The following is a 20,919-nucleotide window of genomic DNA, read 5'->3' as shown; positions in this document are numbered from 1 at the left end:
CAGGGCGGCCCTCACCCGTACCGGTGAAGCCATGGACGAGGATGGGCCGCATGGCCTCCTACCGCCGTGATCTCGCCGTCCGAGCCTCCGTCGACCAAGGACTCCTCTCCCCCGCCGAACCCGTCGTCGCGCTCCTCGACACCACCGGCATCCTCGCCTCCGCCGCCGCCCTGACCAGCGCTTTCGCCGCCGTCACCGACACCCGCGTCCTCCACGCCTTCGCCGTCAAGGCCGCCCCGCTCGTCCCCGTCCTGCGCCTCCTCCACGACGCGGGGCTCGGCGTCGAGGTCGCCAGCCCCGGCGAGCTCGCCCTCGCCCGCGCCGCCGGGATCCCGCCCACCCACACCGTGCTCGACTCCCCCGCCAAGACCCCGGCCGAGCTGCGCCAGGCCCTCGCGCTCGGGATCGCCGTCAACGCCGACAACCTCCAGGAGCTGGACCGCCTCGACGCGCTCGTCGCCTCCGCCCCCACCGCCTCGCCCCTCGGACTCCGGGTGAACCCGCAGGTCGGGGCCGGTTCCATCGGTGCGCTCTCGACCGCGACCGCCACCTCCAAATTCGGCGTGGCACTCCGCGACGAGGGCTCCCGCGCGGCCGTCGTCCAGGCCTATCTGGACCGCCCGTGGCTCACCCGGCTGCACACCCACACCGGCTCCCAGGGCGTCCCGCTCGCCCTGATGGCCGAAGGCGTCGGGGAGGCCTACGCCCTCGCCGAGGAGATCAACCACAAGGCGGGCCGGCAGCAGATCGACACCCTCGACATCGGCGGCGGCCTGCCGGTCAACTTCACCTCCGACGAGGAGACACCGACGTACGCCGAGTACGCCCGGCTGCTCGCCGACACCGCGCCCGGACTCCTCGACGGCCGCTACCGGCTCGTCACCGAGTTCGGCCGCTCCCTGCTCGCCAAGCACGGCACGGTCCTCGCCCGGGTCGAGTACACGAAGACCTCCGGGGGCCGCCCGATCGCCGTCACCCACGCGGGCGTCCAGCTCGCCACCCGCACGGTCTACGCCCCCGACTCCTGGCCGCTGCGGATCCTCGCGTACGACGCCGAGGGCCGCCCCCGCGCCGGGGACGTCACCGTCCAGGACGTGGCGGGCCCCGCCTGCTTCGCCGGGGACCTGCTCGCCACCGGCCGGGAGCTGCCGCTGCTGCACCCGGGGGACGTCGTGGCCGTCCCGGACACCGGCGCGTACTGCTTCGCCCACCACTACGCGTACAACAGCCTGCCCCGGCCCGCGATCCACGGCTTCACGGTGGCCGACGACGGGGCGGTGACGTTCTCGACGGTGCGGAAGGCCCAGACGCTCGACGAGATCGTCGCGGAGGCGGGCGGGGCACACGCGAACGCCCTCGTCCGGTAGCGCGGGCGGGCGGCCCGAACACACGGACCGGCCCGCCGGATCGCGCGGGCCGATCGCGCGGGCCGATCGCGCGGACAGGGGGGCGCCCGGTAGCGCGGGCGGGCCTTTCGGGTAGCGCGGGCGCGGCGGCACGGCTTCGATGAGGACATGACTGGAACGGGTACGGACACCACCTCGGTCGTCGTCGAGCGCCGGGTCGCCGCCTCCCCCGGGCGCGTCTGGGAGTCGATCACCGACCTGCGGGACATGCCCCGCGTCCTCTCGGGCGTCCAGAAGGTCGAGGTGCTCACCGAGGGCGGCTTCGGCGTGGGCACGCGCTGGCGCGAGACGCGGAAGATGCTGGGCAAGGAGGCCACGGAGGAGATGACCGTGACCGAGTGCGTGCCGCCCGACCGGTACGTCACGGTCGCCGAGTCGCACGGCATGCACTACGTTTCCGAGATCACCCTCAAGGCCGACGGCGAGGGCGCCACGACCCTGCGGATGGCCTTCTCGGCCCGCCCGGCGGCCGGCCGCACCCCCGGATTCGTCGCCCGTCTGCTCGCCCGCTTCGGCGCGAAGGCCGTCGCCAAGGCGCTCGCGAAGGACCTGTCCGAGATCGCGAACGCGGTCGAGTCCCGCGCCTGACGAGCACGGGCGGTCAATTCCCGCCACCCTCGGGCATGTTCCGATGGAAAATGCCAGAACACCCTCCGCGAGCCGGAACGTTCAGTAACGTCACCGTCACCGCCGTTCGTTCGCGCGCCGTATCGGGAGGGGAATCTGCGTGCCCGGAATCGACGAGTGCCTGCTGGAGGCCATGGCCGTGCCAGGCGCTCGCGGAGCCTCCCTGGTCGACTGGACCAGCGGGCTCGCGCTCGGGACCGCGGGGGACTCACCGGTCGGCGACCACGAGACGACGGCCGCCGAGACGGCCGAACTCGCCCGGTCCGCCGCCGAGTTCGACTCCTTCGTGGCGGAGGGGGACATACCCTCCGACGGCCCGCCCGTCGAGGACCTGATCGTCACCACCCGCGCCGGCTACCACGTCATCCGCTTCGTCGAGACCTCCTTCGACAGCAGCGTCTTCCTCCACCTCTGGCTCGACCGCGACACCGGCAACCTCGCCCTCGCCCGGATCCGGCTCCGCGATCTCGCCGAGAGGCTGGTCCTCGGATGACCGCCGTCGCCACCCCCGTCTCCCCGATGCTGGTCCGGCTCGCCGCCGAGAGAGCCACCGGCGCGCTGCTGCGCGACCACGGCACGCTCTATCTGGTCGACGGCCGCGTCGTGCACGCCGAGAGCCCCGCCGCCCCCGGCGTCGACGTCCTCCTGACCACCGGCGGGCGCCTGCCCCGCGAGGGCTGGGACGAGGCCGTCGACCGGGCCGGCGCCCACCGCGCCGTCGGCCGCTTCCTCGTCGACAGCGGCCGGCTGCACGACGGCGAGCTGGAGATCTGCCACCTCGGCGCCGTCTTCGACGCGGCCTTCTTCGCCCTCTCCCCCACCAGCGGGCCGACCCGCTTCCGGTACGGGGTGGGCCACTGGTTCGGCACGGTGCGGCCGGTCTCCGCCGAGGCCGTCGAGCGCGAGACCGTCCGCCGCCGCGAACTCCTCGACGCCGTCTGGCCGTACGCCACCGTCGACAGCGCCCCGGTCGTGCCGCGCCCCGCCGCCCCCGGCCAGACCGTCGGGGCCCGGCAGCGCGCCCTGCTCGCCGCCGCCGACGGGGAGCGGACCCCGGCGGACCTCGCCCGGCTGCTCGGCCGCCCCGCCTTCCACACACTCCTCGACGTCCGGCGGCTCGCCGCGGCCGGGCTCGTCGAGACCCCGCCGGAGCCGGATCCCCAACCCGACCCCGGCCCCGTACCGCCCCCGCAACCGCTCCTGGCGGCCCCGCAGGTGGCAGACCCCGACATCGCCCTGCTGCGCCGGCTCCGTGACGCCCTGGAGGCACATCTGTGATGAGACGTGCCCTGCGCCTGCGCGCCGAGAGGAGACAGCTCATGACTGCGGAGACAGAGGTCCTCGGTGAGCTCAGACGGCTACGGGCCCGGCTGCCCCAGCTGACCGGAGCCCTCGCGGCCAGCGCCGACGGCCTGGTGCTCGCCCACGACACCGTCGACGGCGAGGCCGAGAGCGTGGCCGCGCTGACCGCGGCGGCGCTCGGCGTCGGCCAGCGGCTGACCGACTCCACGGGCCAGGGCCGCTTCCGCGAGCTCCTCGTCCGCGGCGAGAGCGGTTACGTGGCGACCTACGCGGCGGGCGGCGCAGCCGTCCTGACGCTCCTCGCGGAACCCCGGATCAACGTGGGCCGGCTCCACCTGGAGGCCCGCAGGTCCAGCACCCGGATAGGGGAGCTCGTCGACGGCGCCCTGGAACGCAAAGACCTGAACCGACTCTGATCGCACCGTCCGAACAGCACACTCGAAAAGGAAGTACGACACCATGGCGAACACCGAGACCTCTCTCAAGGAAGCGGCTTCCATCGAGGGCGCCATCGGCGCTGCCCTCGTCGACTACACCAGCGGCATGGCGCTCGGCACGATCGGCGGCGGCAAGGAGCTCGACCTGAACGTGGCCGCGGCGGGCAACACCGACGTGGTCCGGGCCAAGGTCCGGGCGATGGAGATGCTCGGCCTCGGCGACGAGATCGAGGACATCCTGATCACCCTCGGCCGCCAGTACCACCTGATCCTGCTGCTCAGGGCTCAGGGCACGAACGGCCTGTTCATGTACCTGGCCCTGGACAAGGAGCGCTCGAACCTCGCGATGGCCCGCCACCAGCTCAAGAAGATCGCCGCCGCGCTCCAGGTCTGACCCCAGGCCACCCGGGGCCGTCCTCTACTCGACGAACAGGCCCCGCGCGGCCGCCTTCGTGTCGAACTCCTCCAGGCGCGCCTGCGCGTCCGGGAGTTCGTCCGCCATGGCCTCCAGCAGGACCCGGCCGAGCATCATCGGCGCGCAGGCGGTGTCGAAGGCGAGCCCGGTGCCGACGGCGGCCGGGATCAGCAGGTCGCTGTGGGCGGCGACGGGCGCGAACGCCGAATCGGCGACGGCCACGACGGTGAGCCCCGCCGCCCGCGCGTACTCCAGGGCCTCCACGACCTCCCGCGGGTGCCGGGGCAGGGCGAAGCAGAGCAGCGCCGTCGCCCCGGCCCGTACGGCCGCGTCGACGCGGTCCGTGAGCATCGAGCCGCCCTCGTCGAGGAGCCGGACGTCGGGGTGCACCTTGGCGGCGAAGTAGGCGAAGCCGCGCGCCTGCGAGGAGGCGGCCCGCAGGCCGAGCACGAGCAGCGGGCGCGAGGAGGCGAGGAGCCGGCCGGCCCGCTCGACGGGCTTGGGATCGGCGAGCAGCCCCGCGAGGTGCCGCAGGTTCTCGATCTCGGCGAGCACGGCCTGCTGGTACTCGTTCCAGCCCTCGGCGCCGCCGTCACCCTCACCTCCGCCACCGCTGCCCGCACCGGGCTCCGGGGGCGCGACCTCCCGCAGATGCCGGCGGAGCGCCGGGTACCCGTCGAAGCCGAGGGCGACGGCGAAGCGCGTGACGGAGGGCTGGCTGACCCCGGCGAGCTCGGCGAGCTCGACGCTGGACAGGAAGGGCACGTCGGCGGCGCGCCGCACCATGCAGTGGGCGATCCGCCGCTGCGTCGGCGTCAGCCGGTGCCCCTCGAAGAGCGCCTGCAGCCGTCCGGCCGGGCTGTCGCTCATGCCGCCCCCTCACCTATTCACCCGCCAATGACTCTGCATAAGGATATGCAGTCGGGCGGAGGGAGGGAAAGGGAAGGTGTAGCGCGGGGACCGCCGCACCCCCGGTGAAGGGGGGCGGGACGACGGCGGTCCCCGCGAGGGACACGGGCCCGGGTCAGGGCCGGTCTCCGCGTCCGCGGCGTCCATGGAGGCCCGGGAGCCGCTCCGGAAGTCCTTGACGCCGACAAGCACCAATGTGCCGGACGCGTGTTAAGCGGGTGCTGCGCGTACGTGTCACGCTCGTACCGGTTGTACGAAGTACCGGTTTCACGTCCGACGGAGCACCCGCTCCCCGTCCTACTTCGAGCCGCCGTTGGCCAGGAAGGCCAGCAGGTCCTGGCGGCTGACGACGCCGGTCGGCTTGCCCTCGACGAGGACGATCGCCGCGTCGGAGGACTCGCCGAGGACGGTCATCAGGTCGGCGACGGGCTCGCCGGAGCCGACCTGCGGCAGCGGCGCGCTCATGTGGCGCTCCAGCGGGTCCTCCAGGGAGGCGCGCTTCGTGAAGAGCGCGTCGAGGAGCTCGCGCTCGACGACCGAGCCGACGACCTCGGCGGCCATGACGTCGGGGTGACCGGCGCCGGGCTTGACGATGGGCATCTGGGAGACGCCGTACTCGCGCAGCACCTCGATGGCCTGGCCGACCGTCTCGTCCGGGTGCATGTGGACGAGGGAGGGCAGGACGCCCTCCTTGTGGCGCAGGACGTCGGCGACGGTGGCGGAGGAGGTGTCCTCCAGGAAGCCGTGTCCCGCCATCCACTCGTCGCTGAAGATCTTCGACATGTACCCGCGGCCGGAGTCCGGCAGCAGCACGACGACGACGTCGTCCGGGCCGAGCTCCCGGGCGACCTCCAGGGCGGCCACGACGGCCATGCCGCAGGAGCCGCCGACGAGCAGGCCCTCCTCCTTGGCGAGGCGGCGGGTCATCTGGAACGAGTCCTTGTCGGACACGGCGACGATCCGGTCCGTGACGTTCCGGTCGTACGCGGTCGGCCAGAAGTCCTCGCCGACGCCCTCGACCAGGTACGGCCGGCCGGAGCCGCCCGAGTAGACGGAGCCCTCGGGGTCGGCGCCGATGACCTTCACGGAGCCGCCGCTGACCTCCTTGAGGTAGTTGCCGGTGCCGGAGATGGTGCCGCCGGTGCCGACACCCGCCACGAAGTGGGTGATCTTCCCGTCCGTCTGCTCCCAGAGCTCGGGACCGGTGGTCTCGTAGTGGGAGCGCGGGTTGTTCGGGTTGGAGTACTGGTCGGGCTTCCAGGCACCGGGGGTCTCGCGGACGAGCCGGTCCGAGACGTTGTAGTACGAGTCGGGGTGCTCGGGATCCACGGCGGTGGGGCAGACGACGACGTCGGCGCCGTACGCCCGCAGGACGTTGATCTTGTCGAGGGACACCTTGTCAGGGCAGACGAAGATGCACTTGTAGCCCTTCTGCTGGGCCACGATCGCGAGGCCGACGCCGGTGTTGCCGGACGTGGGCTCGACGATGGTGCCGCCGGGCTTGAGCTCTCCGCTCTGCTCGGCCGCCTCGATCATCCGCACGGCGATCCGGTCCTTGACCGAGCCTCCGGGGTTGAAGTACTCGACCTTGGCCAGGACGGTCGCCTGGATGCCCGCTGTGACGTTGTTGAGCTTCACCAGCGGGGTGTTGCCGACGAGGCTGATCATCGAGTCGTGGAATTGCACCGTAATCTCCGGGGTCTCCGTAATGGTGTGGCCAGCGTATGCGTAGTCGGAGCGGGTTACGGGGCAGTTAGACCCTGAACGGCTTGAAGGGTCTCTGCGACCCGGAGGAGGTGACGGCCCCCATGTCGAGGGCGAGGGTGGCACGGCGGATCGCGGCGGGTGCGGCGTACGGCGGCGGGAGCATCGGTCTCCTCGGTGTGGCGGCGGTCGGACTTCTGCTGACCGAGATGCAGCTGGCGAAGCGGTCCGTGGGGAACGGGACGGCGCCCCTGCCGCCGGTGGCGGACGGCCTGTACGGCCGGGCCTTCGGTACGGAGGAGCCCCTGCGGCTGGCCCTTCTGGGTGATTCCACGGCGGCGGGCCAGGGCGTGCGCCGCACGGGGCAGACGCCGGGCGCGCTGCTCGCCTCGGGGCTCGCGGCGGTCGCGGAGCGGCCGGTGGTCCTGCGGAACGTGGCGCTGTCGGGGGCGCGCTCGGACGACCTGGAGCGTCAGGTGTCGCTGCTCCTCTCCCAGCCGATGGCGCCCGACGTGTGCGTGATCATGATCGGGGCGAACGACGTGACGCACCGGATGCCGCCGACGGAGTCGGTGCGGCACCTGGCGGCGGCGGTGCGGCGGCTGCGGACGGCGGGCGCGGAGGTGGTCGTCGGGACCTGTCCGGACCTGGGGACGATCGAGCCGGTCTACCAGCCGCTGCGCTGGCTGGCCCGGCGGGCCTCGCGGCAGCTGGCGGCGGCGCAGACGATCGTGGTGGTGGAGCAGGGCGGGCGGACGGTGTCGCTGGGCGATCTGCTCGGCCCGGAGTTCGCGGCGAACCCGCGCGAGATGTTCGGGGTGGACAACTTCCACCCGTCGGCGGAGGGGTACGCGACGGCGGCGATGGCGGTGCTGCCGACGCTGTGCGTGTCGCTCGGCGCCTGGCCGGAAACCGACCGGCTGGAGCCGGCGCGCCGGGAGAACATCCTGCCGGTGGCGAAGGCGGCGGCCGAGGCGGCGAAGGAGGCCGGCACCGAGGTCACGGGCGCACGGGCGCCGTGGGCCCTGCTGAAGCACCGGCGGCGGAGGCGGCTACCCCTGCCCACCGGAGGCGGGCCGGAAGGGACGGCGGAGGACGAGGCCGAGGGGACGGCGGAAGGGACGGCCGTGGGTACGGCCGAAGGAGCGGCCGGCGTCACGGCCGAAGGGGCCGCCGCGAGGAGCGCCGAGGGGCCGACCGGGACCACCGCGACAGCAGCGCCTCCCACCAACTGAGCGTACGCTTAGAAAAGAGGTCCGCATCACATGCCCGGGCCGGTGACCCCGTGCGGTACGTACGGGTAACTTCCCTTTCAGTCCGCCCCCTCCGCACCCTCATGGAGCCGTGATGCCCGAAGCCGTGATCGTCTCGACCGCCCGCTCGCCCATCGGCCGGGCCTTCAAGGGCTCCCTCAAGGACCTGCGGGCGGACGACCTCACCGCGACCATCGTCCAGGCCGCCCTGGCGAAGGTGCCGGAGCTGGACCCGCGCGACATCGACGACCTGATGCTGGGCTGCGGTCTGCCCGGCGGCGAGCAGGGCAACAACCTGGGCCGGATCGTGTCCGTGCGGATGGGCATGGACCACCTGCCGGGCTGCACGATCACCCGCTACTGCTCCTCCTCGCTGCAGACCTCCCGCATGGCGCTGCACGCGATCAAGGCGGGCGAGGGCGACGTCTTCATCTCGGCCGGTGTCGAGATGGTGTCCAGCTTCGTCCGCGGCAACTCGGACTCGCTGCCCGACACCCACAACCCGTTCTTCGCCGAGGCCGAGGCCCGCACGGCCGAGGTCGCCGCCTCCGAGGGCTCCACGTGGCACGACCCGCGCGAGGACGGCATCGTCCCGGACGCGTACATCGCGATGGGCCAGACCGCCGAGAACCTGGCCCGCCTGAAGGGCATCAGCCGCCAGGAGATGGACGAGTTCGGCGTGCGGTCGCAGAACCTCGCCGAGCAGGCCATCAAGAACGGCTTCTGGGAGCGCGAGATCACCCCGGTGACGCTGCCGGACGGCACCGTCGTCTCCACGGACGACGGCCCGCGCGCCGGCGTCACCCTGGAGGGCGTGCAGGGCCTCAAGCCGGTCTTCCGCCCCGACGGCCTGGTCACCGCCGCCAACTGCTGCCCGCTGAACGACGGCGCCGCGGCGCTCGTCATCATGTCGGACACGAAGGCCCGCGAGCTCGGCCTGACCCCGCTCGCCCGCATCGTCTCCACCGGCGTCTCCGGCCTCTCCCCCGAGATCATGGGCCTCGGCCCGGTCGAGGCCTCGAAGCAGGCCCTCAAGCGCGCCGGCCTGACCATCGGCGACATCGACCTGGCGGAGCTCAACGAGGCCTTCGCCGCCCAGGTCATCCCGTCCTACCAGGAGCTCGGCCTGGACCTGGACAAGGTGAACGTCAACGGTGGCGCCATCGCCGTCGGCCACCCCTTCGGCATGACGGGCGCCCGGATCACCGGCACGCTCATCAACAGCCTGCAGTTCCACGACAAGCAGTTCGGCCTGGAGACCATGTGCGTCGGCGGTGGCCAGGGCATGGCGATGGTGATCGAGCGCCTGTCCTGACGACCCGGGGCTAACCCCGCCGCGTCCGAGCCGTGACCGAATCTCCCCCAGGATGTGACCTACGTCCCGGGGGAGTTCGTTTTCCCAGGTCAGAGCCGTTTCGGGACTAAACGCCTGGCAGAAATACCTGTCCAATTCGTGACGTAATGCACTGACAGCGAGCACCACCCCAGGACAAGCTGATGTAGGAAGTCGGGGGATCGACTCGGAATCGGGAGTACGTCAGTGAGCGCCATGTCTCTTGCCCTGCTGCTGACCACGGCCGCTGCCACGGCCGTGGGCGCTGCTGCCCTGCACGCCGTCCACGGTCTCCGCAAGGAGGTCACCGGCCTCCGCACCGAGCTGGCGGCCGCCCGCGGCGTCACGGTCCCCGCGGCGCGCGCCACGCCCGCCGCGGAGATACGGGCCGCGGTCGCCGAGGCGCTGGCCGAGGAGCGCGAGCGCGAGCTCGCGGAGGCCCGTGCCTTCTGGGCCGCCCAGGAGGCCCGTGACGCGGCGGACGCCCCGTCCCTGCTCGGCGGGCTCGGCGGCCCGGCCGAGGACGGCACCTTCTTCGTCCCGCGCCAGGCCGACTTCGCCGGCCTGGAGGCGATGGCCCTGGAGGCCATGGAGGCCGAGGCCGCCGCGCTCGACGGCGTCGCCGACCTCGCCGACCCGCTGGACGAGTTCCCCGAGGACTCCGCGGAGCTGGCCGCGGCCCGCCGCCGCCACCCCTCGCACCCCGACTTCGTGCCGGTGCAGACCCCGGTCGTCACCGACCACGAGCGGACGGTGGCCCGCCTCGAAGAGCTCGCGGACACCCGTACGGCACTGACCGACGTGCGCCCCGGCCCGCTGGGCACCCTGGACGTGTACGTCTTCGCGGACGGCACGACGCTCTGTATGACCCCCGGGCACCGCGAGACCGCGGAGCGCCTCGCCGAGGCCCTGCGCTCCGGCCGCTCCCCCGTGCTGCTCGGCGGCTCGGGCGTCTCGGGCGCCTTCGCGCTCACCTTCTCGTACGGCGACACGGACGAGGAGAACGTCTACATCCTGGCCGACCGCGTCATCGCCTCGCTGTAGCCCCCACAGGCCCCATAGGGCCCCGCAGGACACCCTCCCGGCGCCCCGGTGGTCGCGCGCCGGACCGGGTCTAGAGCCCCGAACGCTCCCCGGCCTCCCGTACCAGCCTCACGGCCTCGTCCAGCTCCCCCTCGCGGGAAGCGGCCGGGGCCGTTCGCAGGATCTCCGCCAGGTCGTTCCCGGCGACGACGAGCTGGTCGGCGACGGTGAAGACCCCCGCGTCCGGCATCGTCAGCGGCTCCCGCTCCGGGTTCTCGGCGCGCTGGGCGCGCACCGCGAGCTCCCGGGCGAGCGCCAGCCCCTCGGCCGCCGCTCCGCGCTGGAGGCGGCTCTGCGGGGCGGCCCGCAGCCGGTCGGCGAAGCGCTCGACGGCCGCGGTCAGTTCACTCGTATCACGCACCCCGCGACCCTACGTCACTTCACGTGCCGGCCGAGGAAGTCGCGGACGAGCGCGGCGATCTCCTCCCCGTGGGTCTCCAGGGCGAAGTGCCCGGCGTCCAGGAGGTGGATCTCGGCGTCCGGCAGGTCCCGCGCGAAGGCCTCGGCGCCCGCGGGTCCGAAGATCTCGTCGCCGCGCCCCCAGGCCGCGAGGAGCGGCGGCCGGTGGGTGCGGAAGTACTCCTGGAAGGCCGGGTAGCCGTCGAGGTTGAACTGGTAGTCCCAGAAGAGCTGGAGCTGGATCTCCTTGTTGCCGGGCCGGTCCAGGCCGGCCTGGTCCAGGGTCCAGGTCTCCGGGGCGATCCGGTCGAGCCGGTCCGCGGGCACCCCGTGGGTGTACTGCCAGCGGGTGGCCTCGGCGGTGAGCAGCTCCCGCACTCCGGCCTCGTTCGCCGCGCGGTCCTCGGCGTGGGCGAAGAGCACGTCCCAGAAGGGCGTGAAGCCCTCCAGGTAGGCGTTTCCGCTCTGGCTGACGATCGCGGTGACCCGCTCGGGGTTCCGGGAGGCGATCCGCAGGCCGATGGGCGCCCCGTAGTCCTGGATGTAGAGGGCGAACCGCTCCACGCCCAGCCGGTCGAGGAGCCCGAGGGTGATCTCGGTGAGCTTCTCGAAGCCGTACGCGAAGTCCTCGACGGCCGGGGCCGCGGAGGCGCCGAAGCCGATGTGGTCCGGGGCGATGAGGTGGTACGAGTCGGCCAGCTCGGCCATGAGCCCGCGGTACATGTGCGAGCTGGACGGGAAGCCGTGCAGCAGCAGGAGCGTGGGGTTGGCCGGGTCGCCGGCCTCCCGGTAGAAGACGTCGAGCCCGTCGACGGTGACGGTGCGGGCGCGCAGGGCGAAGGCGGACATGGTGTTCCCCGTTTCCGGTGCGGTGTTCCCGGACGGGAGAACGATCGTTCTCCCGATGCCCTGTAGGCTACGAGAACGATGGTTCTCTACGCAAGGGGTGATCGGCAGATGGACGCGGAAGCCGCCGAACTGAAGGTGCTCGACACCGCCGAGCGGCTCTTCGACGAGCGCGGAGTGCAGGCGGTCGGCATGGACGCGCTCCGCACTGCCTCAGGGGTCTCGCTCAAGCGCCTCTACCAGCTCTTCCCCTCCAAGGACGTCCTGGTCGAGGCGGTCCTGCGGCGCCGCGACGGGGCCGTCCGAGACGCCCTCGCGGCGCACGGAGCGCGGGTCGCCGACGGCCCCTACGAGCGGGCGCTCGCGGTCTTCGACTGGCTCGGCTCCTGGTTCGCCGAGCCCGGCTTCCGCGGCTGTGCGTTCATCAACACCTTCGGGGAGCTCGGCGGCGTCGCCCCGAACGTCACCACGCTCGCGCGCGACCACAAGGAGGCCCTGCGGGCGTACCTCGCCGCGCAGACGGACGCCCTCGGCGCCCCGCCCGCGCTCGCCGACCAGCTCGCCCTGCTTGCCAACGGCGCCATGGTCGTCGCGGGCATCACCGGTTCCCCGGAGCCCGCCGCCCAGGCGAAGGCCGCGGCCCGCGTCCTCCTCGACGCCGCCGCGCGGTAGGCCCTGTCCGGCGGACAGGACTTAGGGCCCGTCCGGGAAACGCGGAAAGGGCCCGCCCGGCACGAAGCCGGACGGGCCCTTCCCCCGAGCTCAGACGCGTCAGTCGTCGCCCTGCAGGATCGACAGCAGACGCAGCATCTCCAGGTAGATCCACACCAGGGTCATGGTGAGACCGAAGGCGGCCAGCCAGGCCTCCTCGCGCGGCGCGCCGTAGTTCACGCCGTCCTCGACCTGCTTGAAGTCGAGGGCGAGGAAGCAGGCGCCCAGGATGACGCCGATGACACCGAAGAGGATGCCGAGGCCACCGCTGCGGAAGCCGAGGCCGTCACCGCCGGCGAAGACGGCGAACAGCAGGTTGACGACCATGAGCAGCATGAAGCCCATGGCGGCGGCCATCACGAAGCCGTAGAAGCGTCGGTTGACCCGGATCCAGCCCATCTTGTAGGCGATCAGGACACCGGCGAAGACCGCCATCGTGCCCAGGACCGCCTGGATGACCACGCCGTCGGCGATGTACGTCGAGACGGCGGCCGAGATCACACCGAGGAAGACGCCCTCGAAGGCCGCGTAGCCCAGGATCAGCGCAGGAGACGGCTTGCGCTTGAAGGACTGCACCATCGCCAGGACGAAGGCGACCAGGGCGGCGCCGATGGCGATGCCGTAGGACTTGCCCAGGTTGGCCGAGTCGACCGGCAGCAGGAACCAGGACAGGACGGCGGTGAGCACGACCGTGCCGAGCGTCATGGCCGTACGGCTCACGACGTCGTCGATCGTCATCACGTTGCCGCGAGCCTGCTGCGGGGCGCCGACCTGCGCGTCCTGCGGGGCGTACGGGTTGGTGGCGTAGGGGTTCGTCGCGCCCTCGGCGTACGGGTTGCCGGTGGCGTACGGGTTGGTTCCTACGGCGGGGCCCCCGGCCTGCGGCTGCTGGCCGAAGCCCGCGGTGCCGTTGTCGCGGCTGAACCCCCGTCGCGAGAAGACCGGGTTACTGCTCCTCATCTCACTCCTCCATGGCGGACCGCACGGCGCGGCCTTGCGTCAAGAGTAATGCGTAGGCAAAAGAAACTCCCTAGTGCTCGGGGAGGATCTTTTCCCGCCCGCCGGGAAGGCCCGTGAGGAGAACCGTCGGGGGAACCGAGCGGGACCGAAGCCACCGGGCCCCAGGCACTCGCCTGCGGCCCGGGTTGGTGCCCGGAACCGGACTTGAACCGGTACGGCCCGAAGGCCAGCGAGGTTTAAGCTCGCCGTGTCTGCGTATTCCACCATCCGGGCGTTGCGCGAAGCTCCGCGTTGGCACTGGAGCCTATCGGGGCCCTATCCCTCGTTCAGCGGAACATCGACCCGATGTTGTCTTATTTTATTGACGCCTGAGGGTGCGTCAGTGCAGGTGAGGGGCTTTTTCGCCCAACTGTGACAGGGGTCGCAGGCGCAAAGCCGAGCCCATCGGAATGACGAAAAGTCGCCGAACGTCTGTCACCTCGGCTCGATGCCGACTCTCAGGGACGCCGTCATACCTCAGGAGGAGGGGAGAGGGCTCCGGTCCGACTCGAGACTGCCCCGAGAACGGGCACGTGGACGGACGTCCCGGGCCGGAACGCTCGAGACGATGGAGTGGTTCCCGCAGCAGCCCCGCAGTGACAGGAGTCCCCCTCGTGACCACCACCCCCACCGTGTCCCGCGCCACCGCGGTGGCCGCCCGCGCCACGGATCTCTCGAAGGTCTACGGCCAGGGCGAGACCCAGGTGGTCGCGCTCGACCACGTCACCGTCGACTTCCGGCAGGGCGAGTTCACCGCGATCATGGGCCCCTCCGGCTCCGGCAAGTCGACCCTGATGCACTGCGTCGCCGGTCTGGACTCCTTCTCCTCCGGCTCGGTGCGGATCGGCGAGACGGAGCTCTCCACGCTGAAGGACAAGCAGCTCACGCAGCTCCGCCGGGACAAGATCGGCTTCATCTTCCAGGCCTTCAACCTGCTGCCGACGCTGACGGCGCTGGAGAACATCACGCTGCCGATGGACATCGCCGGCCGCAAGGCCGACAAGCAGTGGGTCCAGCAGGTCATCGACATGCTCGGCCTCTCCGCCCGCCTCAGCCACCGCCCCACCGAGCTCTCCGGCGGCCAGCAGCAGCGCGTGGCCGTCGCCCGCGCCCTGGCCTCCCGCCCCGAGATCATCTTCGGTGACGAGCCGACCGGAAACCTGGACTCGCGCTCGGGCGCCGAGGTCCTCGGCTTCCTGCGCAACTCGGTCCGCGAGCTGGGCCAGACCGTCGTCATGGTCACCCACGACCCGGTCGCCGCCTCCTACGCGGACCGCGTGATCTTCCTCGCGGACGGCCGGATCGTCGACGAGATGCTGAACCCGACGGCCGACGGGGTGCTCGACCGCATGAAGGCCTTCGACGCCAAGGGCCGTACGAGCTGACGCCTCAGGGGGTGCCTTGCCGATCAGGCCGGGCTCGCGACGCCTGGCACCGCACCTCGCCGCGTTGTCGTCACTCGCCGACGTCCCCCGTAGCCCTTCGGGCACGGGAGGTGCCCCCACCGCGTCGACTCCCTCCTCCGCCTTGCGATGCACGGCACCAGACGCCGCTCCCTGATCCGGCCTGATCGACAAGACACCCCCTAGCGCGGCCTCCGACCCCTCCGTCCGCCCCACCCTCCTTCAGGACACACCCATGTTCCGTACCGCCCTGCGCAACGTCCTCGCGCACAAGGCGCGGCTGCTGATGACCGTCCTCGCCGTGATGCTCGGCGTGGCCTTCGTCTCCGGCACCCTCGTCTTCACCGACACCCTCGGCCAGGCCTTCCGCAACCAGTCGGCCAAGAGCTACGACGACGTCGCCGTCGCCGTCGAGATGTACCCGAACCCCGAGCAGGCCCGGAAGGCCCCCGGCCTCTCCCAGAAGGACGTCGACAAGGTCGCCGGGCTCGACGGGGTCGCCTCCGTCACCCCCCGCGTCGACGGCTTCGCCGGTGTGCCCGACAAGAACGGCAAGCTGATCGGCGTCGGCTGGTCCAACAAGGGCACCAACTTCGCCCCCGGCAAGGACGGCAAGGACCGCGCGTACACCTTCGCCACGGGTGCGGGACCCGTCCGGGACGGGCAGGTCGCGCTCGACAAGGACACCGCGGACAAGGGCGGCTACAAGGTCGGCGACACCGTCCGCGTCGCGACCACGGGACCCGTGAAGGAGTACGAGCTCTCCGGCGTCTTCACCACCGAGGACGGCGCCGTCAACGCCGGCGGCAGCCTCGTCGTCTTCGACTCCTCCGTCGCGCAGCAGCTCTACCTCAAGCCCGGGTTCTACCGGAGCCTGACCGTCACCGCCGCGCCCGGCACGAACGCCGACAAGCTCCTCGACGAGGTCCTCAAGGTCGTCCCGAAGGCCGCCACCGCGCAGACCGGCGAGGCCCTCGCCGAGCAGCAGGCCAAGGACATCGAGGCCGGCCTCGGCGCGCTCAACCAGGTGCTCCTCGGCTTCGCGGGCATCGCGCTCTTCGTCGGCATCTTCCTGATCTCCAACACCTTCACCATGCTGGTCGCGCAGCGCACCAAGGAACTGGCGCTGATGCGCGCCGTCGGCGCCTCGCGCAAGCAGATCACCCGCTCCGTCCTCGCCGAGGCCGGTCTGGTCGGCCTGGCCGCCTCCGCCGTCGGCTACGTGTTCGGCATCGGCCTGGCCGTCGGACTCCGCTCGGCCATGAGCGCCTTCGAGATGAAGGTCCCCGGCGGCGATCTGGTCCTCACCGCCACCCCGGCCGTCAGCGCCTTCGCCGTCGGCGTCCTGATCACGATGCTCGCCGCCTGGCTGCCCGGCCGCCGCGCCGCGAAGATCCCGCCGGTCGCCGCCATGAGCAGCGTCCACGCCACCGCAAGCACCAAGTCGCTCGTCGTACGGAACTCCATCGGCGCCGCGCTCACCGCGCTCGGCGCGGTCCTGATCGTGCTCGGCGCCGGCCAGGGTGGCGACGAGGGCCGCATGCTCATCGCGGGCGGCGCGTTCCTCACCCTCATGGGCGTGATCGTGCTGATCCCGTTCCTGTCCCGGCCCGTGATCGCCGTGATCCGCCCGCTCTTCGTGAACGTCTTCGGGGTCTCCGGCAAGCTCGCCGGCCTCAACGCGGTCCGCAACCCGCGCCGCACCGGCGCCACCGCCTCCGCGCTCGCCATCGGCCTGACCCTCGTCACCGGCCTCTCCGTGCTCGGCGCGACCGTCGGCACGGCCCTCGACAAGGCGACGACCGACCAGGTCAAGGCCGACTACATGGTCTCCATGGCCAGCGGCAACAGCCTCAGCAAGGAGGCGCTGACCGCCCTGGAGAAGGCTCCGGGCGTCACGGCGATCTCCCCGCAGCAGGCGGGCGCGCTCGACATCAAGGGCTCGTACGTCTCGGCCTCCGGCGTCACCCCCGGCGACGTCGAGAAGGTCCTCAAGCTCACCGTCGTGGACGGCTCGCTGTCCTCCCTCGGCAAGGGCGGGATCGCCGTCGACGAGAAGACCGCCACGAAGCGCGGCCTGAAGGTCGGCGACACCGTCCCCGTCGAGTACCTCGACAAGCAGAAGGGCAAGCTCACCGTCGGCGCGGTCTTCGAGCCCAACGAGTTCCTCTCGCCGGTCCTCATCGACCACAAGCTGGTCACCGCGCACGAGGAGCGGGCGGAGATCCGTCAGATCTTCGTCTCCACCGAAGGCGGCGCGAGCGCGGCCAACGAGCGGGCCCTGGCCAAGGCCATGGGCGACAACCCCGACATCACGGTGCTGGACCACAAGGGCATCCGTGACTCCTTCGGCGGCCCGATCAACCTGCTCCTCAACATCATGTACGGGCTGCTCGGCATGGCCCTGATCATCGCGGTCCTCGGCGTCGTCAACACCCTCGCGATGTCCGTCTTCGAGCGCCAGCAGGAGATCGGCATGCTGCGGGCGATCGGCCTCGACCGGCGCCGGGTGAAGCGGATGGTCCGTCTGGAGGCCGTGGTCATCTCGGTGTTCGGCGCGGTCGTCGGCATCGGCCTCGGCTCGTTCCTCGGCTGGGCGATCGGCGAGACCATCAAGGAGCAGATCCCGGGCTACGCCCTGGTCCTGCCCTGGGACCGGATCGGGATCTTCCTGATCCTGGCCGCCCTGGTCGGCGTCCTCGCCTCCCTGTGGCCGGCCCGGAGCGCGGCGAAGCTGAACATGCTCTCCGCGATCAAGGCCGAGTAGTCCCGTACGACAGGAAGGGCCGGTCTCCCCGCTCGGGGAGACCGGCCCTTCGCCGTATCCGCGTCAGGCCGTCTTCTCGTTCCAGACGCGCGGCCGCAGCGCCGTCCCGCTCCTCCCCGATACCGGCGTCTTCACCGCGAGGAACTGGTTCACGCCGATCCGGTTGCGTTCGAAGGAGACGGCGGAGGCCGCCATGTAGAGCCGCCAGATGCGGGCCCGGCCGGGCGAGGTGAGCCGGACCGCCCGGGTCCAGTCACGCTCCAGGTTGGCCACCCAGCGGCGCAGCGTCAGCGCGTAGTGCTCGCGGATCGCCTCGACGTCGCGGACCTCGAAGCCGGCGTCCTCCAGGGTGGACAGGGTCCGGCCCATGGGGGCGAGCTCGCCGTCGGGGAAGACGTACGCGTCGATGAAGGGGTCGATCTCGTAGGCCGTCTCGTCGGGTTCGGGGCGGCGCGAGATCTGGTGGTTGAGGAGCCGTCCGCCGGGCCTGAGGAGCCCGTACAGGGTGTCCGCGTACTCCCGGTACTTCACGGCCCCGACGTGCTCGGCCATGCCGATCGAGGAGATCGCGTCGTACGGGCCGTCCGTGACGTCCCGGTAGTCCTGGACCCGGATCTCGACCAGGTCCGTCAGGCCCTCGTCGGCGACGCGCTTGCGGGCGTACGTCGCCTGCTCGCGGGAGAGGGTGATGCCGACGACCTTGGCGCCGTACTCGCGGGCGGCGTGGATGGCCATGGAGCCCCAGCCGCAGCCCACGTCGAGGAGCCGGTCGCCCTCCTTCAGGTTCAGCTTGCGGGCGATGAGGTCCAGCTTGTCGCGCTGGGCGTCCTCCAGGGTGCCGTCCGCCGTCCAGTAGGCGCAGGAGTAGACCATGGACGGGCCGAGGACGATCTCGTAGAAGTCGTTGCCCACGTCGTAGTGGTGACTGATCGCCTGCTTGTCGCGGCGTCTGCTGTGGCTGTGCCCGCTGCGGCCGCGCATCTCCTCGGCGGGCGGCGGCGGGGGCGGCAGGGGTCCGGCGAGCCGCAGCAGGGCGCGGGCGGCGGAGCGGAGCTTCGGGTCGCGTACGGAGTCGCGCAGGGCCGTGAGGCGGCTCCTGGTGTCCTCGGGGCGCTCCCAGAGGAGGCCCGAGATCCGGTCCAGTACCTCGTACAGGTCCCCGTCGACGTCGAGCTCTCCGGCCACCCAGGCGCGGGCCAGGCCCAGTTCGCCGGGCTTCCAGATCATTCTCCGCAGGGCGCGGCGGTCGCGGACGATCAGTACGGGGGCCCCGGCGGGGCCGGCTTCGCTGCCGTCCCAGGCTCGCAGTCGCACCGGGAGCGGTCCTCCGAGGAGCTCCTCGGCGAGAGTCGTCAGCCGCGACGCGGCGTCGGCCATGATGCACACCTCCGTGATCTCGTGCCCCAGAAATGCTCGTCACCAAGGGAACACCCTGTGTAGGTGTTTCCCATCCCGGCACAGCGCAACGCGTTGGCAAAACACGCGAAGGGCCGTCCGCACCACGGATGGCGGACGGCCCTTTGCGGGGTGTTGCTGTACTGCTGGTGGTGCTGGTGCTACTGGTCCTACGAGTACGGCGAGTGGTGCGGGTACTGCTGTGCCTCAGGAGGCCTTGGCCTTCTCCTGCGCCGGGGCGGCCGGGGCGGGAGCGGGCTTGGCGGCCTCGTAGAACTCCTCGCGCGGCGTCTCGATGGCGCCGAGCGAGACGACCTCGCGCTTGAGGAACATCGCGAGGGTCCAGTCCGCGAAGACGCGGATCTTGCGGTTCCAGGTCGGCATGGCCATGCCGTGGTAGCCACGGTGCATGTACCAGGCGAGACGGCCCTTGAGCTTGATCTTCACCTTGCCCATGACGATCATCGCGACGCCCTTGTGCAGGCCGAGACCAGCCACCGCGCCCTTGTTGGCGTGGCTGTACTCCTTCTGCGGGAAGCCGCGCATACCGGCCACCACGTTGTCGCCGAGGACCTTGGCCTGGCGCAGCGCGTGCTGGGCGTTCGGCGGGCACCAGGCGTTCGGGTTGCCGGCCTTGCGGCCGACCATGTCCGGGACCTGGGCGTTGTCGCCGGCGGCCCAGGCGTAGTCCAGGCCGTTGATCTGGAGCTTCTCGTTGCAGTCCACGTGGCCGCGGGGGCCGAGCGGCAGACCGAAGCGGGAGAGCGCCGGGTTCGGCTTCACGCCGGCGGTCCACACGATCGTGTTGGAGTCGACCTCGAGGCCGTTCTTCAGCACGACGTGGCCGTCGACGCAGGAGTCCATCGAGGTCTCGAGGTAGATCTCGATACCGCGGCCCTCGAGGTGCTCCTTGCCGTACTGGCCGAGCTTGGGGCCCACCTCGGGGAGGATCTTGTCGGCCGCGTCGACCAGGACGAAGCGCATGTCCTCGCGCTTGACGTTCTGGTAGTACTTCGACGCGTCACGGGCCAGGTCCTCGACCTCGCCGATGGTCTCCGCGCCGGCGAAGCCGCCGCCCACGAAGACGAAGGTCAGCGCCTTGCGGCGGACCTCCTCGTCGGTGGTCGAGTCGGCCTTGTCGAGCTGCTCGAGGACGTGGTTGCGCAGGCCGATGGCCTCCTCGATGCCCTTCATACCGATGCCCTGCTCGGCGAGGCCGGGGATCGGGAAGGTGCGGGAGACCGCGCCCATCGCGATGACGAGGTAGTCGAAAGGCAGCTCGTACGCCTCGCCGACGAGCGGCGAGATCGTGGCGACCTTGCGGTCCTGGTCGATGGTGGTGACCCGACCGGTGAGCACCTCCGCTCCGCGGACGACGCGTCGCAGCGGGACGACGACGTGACGCGGCGAGATGCTGCCGGCGGCGGCTTCGGGCAGGAAGGGCTGATAGGTCATGTACGACCGCGGGTCGACGACCGTGACGGTCGCCTCCGCGTAGCGCATCTTCTTGAGGATGCGCCGAGCTGCGTACAGGCCTACGTACCCGCCGCCTACTACGAGGATCCTGGGACGCTCCGTGGTGCTCATGGGATCGAGTATCCACCCAGCACTGGGGGGGTGCTCGTGCGCCCCTTCACAAGGTCCTGGCGGACCTCTGCTACACTCCGCCGCCCACGTGATCCATGTCATGGCGCTGCAAAGGAACCGGGGTGCGGCGGTGAACGTTGTTCACCCCTTGTGAACTGGCCTGGAGAGCCCTCGTTAACGCCGAACCACCAGATGCGTTCACGCGATGGAAACAACGAGCGAAGTGGCCTCCGGACCTGCGAAAGGGCCCCGAGACACCCCTCGGAGGGGCTAAAGACCCTCCTCGGGCGCCCTCAGGGCCCTTTTCCTTGTGAAGAACTTCACGAACCTTTTCCGACAGGCT

Annotated in this window: 19 protein-coding genes and 1 tRNA gene; 12 read left to right on the top strand and 8 right to left on the bottom strand. The window is 71.4% G+C overall.

The genetic code is table 11. From position 1 onward, the window contains the following. Positions 1 to 41: 41 nt before the first annotated feature. From SGA01_RS27700 to SGA01_RS27675, 6 genes are all read left to right on the top strand, one after another. Complete coding sequence (locus tag SGA01_RS27700) at positions 42 to 1,367, top strand: type III PLP-dependent enzyme domain-containing protein (RefSeq protein WP_141299483.1); 1,326 nt, start codon at positions 42 to 44, stop codon at positions 1,365 to 1,367. Positions 1,368 to 1,514: 147 nt separating this feature from the next. Next, a complete protein-coding gene (locus SGA01_RS27695; RefSeq protein WP_055643106.1) occupies positions 1,515 to 1,994 on the top strand; it encodes an SRPBCC family protein in 480 nt (159 codons plus the stop codon). A gap of 139 nt (positions 1,995 to 2,133) precedes the next feature. Further along, positions 2,134 to 2,526, top strand: coding sequence for a roadblock/LC7 domain-containing protein (locus tag SGA01_RS27690; protein WP_141299481.1), 393 nt, complete (start codon positions 2,134 to 2,136; stop codon positions 2,524 to 2,526). Next, on the top strand, positions 2,523 to 3,311 hold the full coding sequence (locus SGA01_RS27685; protein ID WP_141299479.1) for a transcriptional regulator: 789 nt from the start codon (positions 2,523 to 2,525) through the stop codon (positions 3,309 to 3,311). The genes SGA01_RS27690 and SGA01_RS27685 overlap by 4 nt, the downstream gene beginning before the upstream one ends. A 41-nt stretch (positions 3,312 to 3,352) precedes the next feature. After that, positions 3,353 to 3,751, top strand: a complete 399-nt coding sequence (locus tag SGA01_RS27680) for a roadblock/LC7 domain-containing protein (protein ID WP_141299477.1) — start codon at positions 3,353 to 3,355, stop codon at positions 3,749 to 3,751. A gap of 43 nt (positions 3,752 to 3,794) precedes the next feature. Continuing rightward, positions 3,795 to 4,166: a hypothetical protein gene (locus SGA01_RS27675; protein WP_141299475.1), complete on the top strand. Its 372-nt coding sequence runs from the start codon at positions 3,795 to 3,797 to the stop codon at positions 4,164 to 4,166. A 24-nt stretch (positions 4,167 to 4,190) separates the two neighbouring features. On the opposite strand, the gene SGA01_RS27670 is transcribed toward SGA01_RS27675, so the two are convergent. Continuing rightward, positions 4,191 to 5,057 (bottom strand): MurR/RpiR family transcriptional regulator, encoded by an 867-nt coding sequence (locus tag SGA01_RS27670; protein WP_141299473.1) that lies wholly within the window; start codon positions 5,055 to 5,057, stop codon positions 4,191 to 4,193. Positions 5,058 to 5,393: 336 nt separating this feature from the next. After that, positions 5,394 to 6,782: a cystathionine beta-synthase gene (locus tag SGA01_RS27665; protein ID WP_141299471.1), complete on the bottom strand. Its 1,389-nt coding sequence runs from the start codon at positions 6,780 to 6,782 to the stop codon at positions 5,394 to 5,396. 122 nt (positions 6,783 to 6,904) lie between these two features. On the opposite strand from SGA01_RS27665, the gene SGA01_RS27660 reads away from it, so the two are divergent. The 3 genes from SGA01_RS27660 (at position 6,905) to SGA01_RS27650 (ending at position 10,430) form a co-directional block, all read left to right on the top strand. Further along, positions 6,905 to 8,035, top strand: coding sequence for an SGNH/GDSL hydrolase family protein (locus SGA01_RS27660; RefSeq protein ID WP_229918507.1), 1,131 nt, complete (start codon positions 6,905 to 6,907; stop codon positions 8,033 to 8,035). A 112-nt stretch (positions 8,036 to 8,147) separates the two neighbouring features. Then, positions 8,148 to 9,368: an acetyl-CoA C-acetyltransferase gene (locus SGA01_RS27655; RefSeq protein WP_141299469.1), complete on the top strand. Its 1,221-nt coding sequence runs from the start codon at positions 8,148 to 8,150 to the stop codon at positions 9,366 to 9,368. Positions 9,369 to 9,602: 234 nt separating this feature from the next. Further along, the gene (locus tag SGA01_RS27650; RefSeq protein WP_435841466.1) at positions 9,603 to 10,430 is read left to right on the top strand and encodes a hypothetical protein; all 828 of its coding nucleotides are present in this window, start codon (positions 9,603 to 9,605) and stop codon (positions 10,428 to 10,430) included. 70 nt (positions 10,431 to 10,500) lie between these two features. Here SGA01_RS27650 and SGA01_RS27645 read toward each other — a convergent pair whose 3' ends face one another. Together SGA01_RS27645 and SGA01_RS27640 are read right to left on the bottom strand one after the other, a co-directional pair. Then, entirely contained in the window at positions 10,501 to 10,830 is a 330-nt protein-coding gene (locus SGA01_RS27645) for a hypothetical protein (RefSeq protein ID WP_141299466.1), read from the bottom strand. 14 nt (positions 10,831 to 10,844) lie between these two features. Then, positions 10,845 to 11,717, bottom strand: coding sequence for an alpha/beta fold hydrolase (locus tag SGA01_RS27640; RefSeq protein ID WP_141299464.1), 873 nt, complete (start codon positions 11,715 to 11,717; stop codon positions 10,845 to 10,847). A 108-nt stretch (positions 11,718 to 11,825) separates the two neighbouring features. Between SGA01_RS27640 and SGA01_RS27635 the strand changes: the two genes are divergently transcribed. Continuing rightward, positions 11,826 to 12,386, top strand: a complete 561-nt coding sequence (locus SGA01_RS27635; RefSeq protein ID WP_055643095.1) for a TetR/AcrR family transcriptional regulator — start codon at positions 11,826 to 11,828, stop codon at positions 12,384 to 12,386. Between the two features lie 99 nt (positions 12,387 to 12,485). Here the strand turns inward: SGA01_RS27635 and SGA01_RS27630 are convergent, their stop codons facing one another. Both SGA01_RS27630 and SGA01_RS27625 read right to left on the bottom strand, forming a co-directional pair. Beyond that, positions 12,486 to 13,385: a Bax inhibitor-1/YccA family protein gene (locus SGA01_RS27630; RefSeq protein ID WP_141299462.1), complete on the bottom strand. Its 900-nt coding sequence runs from the start codon at positions 13,383 to 13,385 to the stop codon at positions 12,486 to 12,488. Positions 13,386 to 13,571: 186 nt separating this feature from the next. Continuing rightward, positions 13,572 to 13,658, bottom strand: a tRNA-Leu gene (locus SGA01_RS27625). Between the two features lie 380 nt (positions 13,659 to 14,038). On the opposite strand from SGA01_RS27625, the gene SGA01_RS27620 reads away from it, so the two are divergent. Both SGA01_RS27620 and SGA01_RS27615 read left to right on the top strand, forming a co-directional pair. Beyond that, a complete protein-coding gene (locus SGA01_RS27620; RefSeq protein ID WP_055643093.1) occupies positions 14,039 to 14,809 on the top strand; it encodes an ABC transporter ATP-binding protein in 771 nt (256 codons plus the stop codon). A 253-nt stretch (positions 14,810 to 15,062) separates the two neighbouring features. After that, complete coding sequence (locus tag SGA01_RS27615) at positions 15,063 to 17,594, top strand: ABC transporter permease (RefSeq protein ID WP_141299460.1); 2,532 nt, start codon at positions 15,063 to 15,065, stop codon at positions 17,592 to 17,594. A gap of 63 nt (positions 17,595 to 17,657) precedes the next feature. Here SGA01_RS27615 and SGA01_RS27610 read toward each other — a convergent pair whose 3' ends face one another. Together SGA01_RS27610 and SGA01_RS27605 are read right to left on the bottom strand one after the other, a co-directional pair. After that, positions 17,658 to 18,971 carry a class I SAM-dependent methyltransferase gene (locus SGA01_RS27610; protein ID WP_141299458.1) on the bottom strand — a complete coding sequence of 438 codons (1,314 nt, stop codon included), beginning with the start codon at positions 18,969 to 18,971 and terminating at the stop codon, positions 17,658 to 17,660. Between the two features lie 225 nt (positions 18,972 to 19,196). Continuing rightward, entirely contained in the window at positions 19,197 to 20,576 is a 1,380-nt protein-coding gene (locus SGA01_RS27605) for an NAD(P)/FAD-dependent oxidoreductase (protein ID WP_055643090.1), read from the bottom strand. Positions 20,577 to 20,919 lie beyond the last annotated feature (343 nt).

Origin of the sequence: Streptomyces gardneri (assembly GCF_006539185.1) — a bacterium.
In the GTDB taxonomy this organism is placed as follows: Bacteria; Actinomycetota; Actinomycetes; order Streptomycetales; family Streptomycetaceae; genus Streptomyces; species Streptomyces gardneri.
This window is presented reverse-complemented; position numbering and strand designations above follow the sequence as displayed.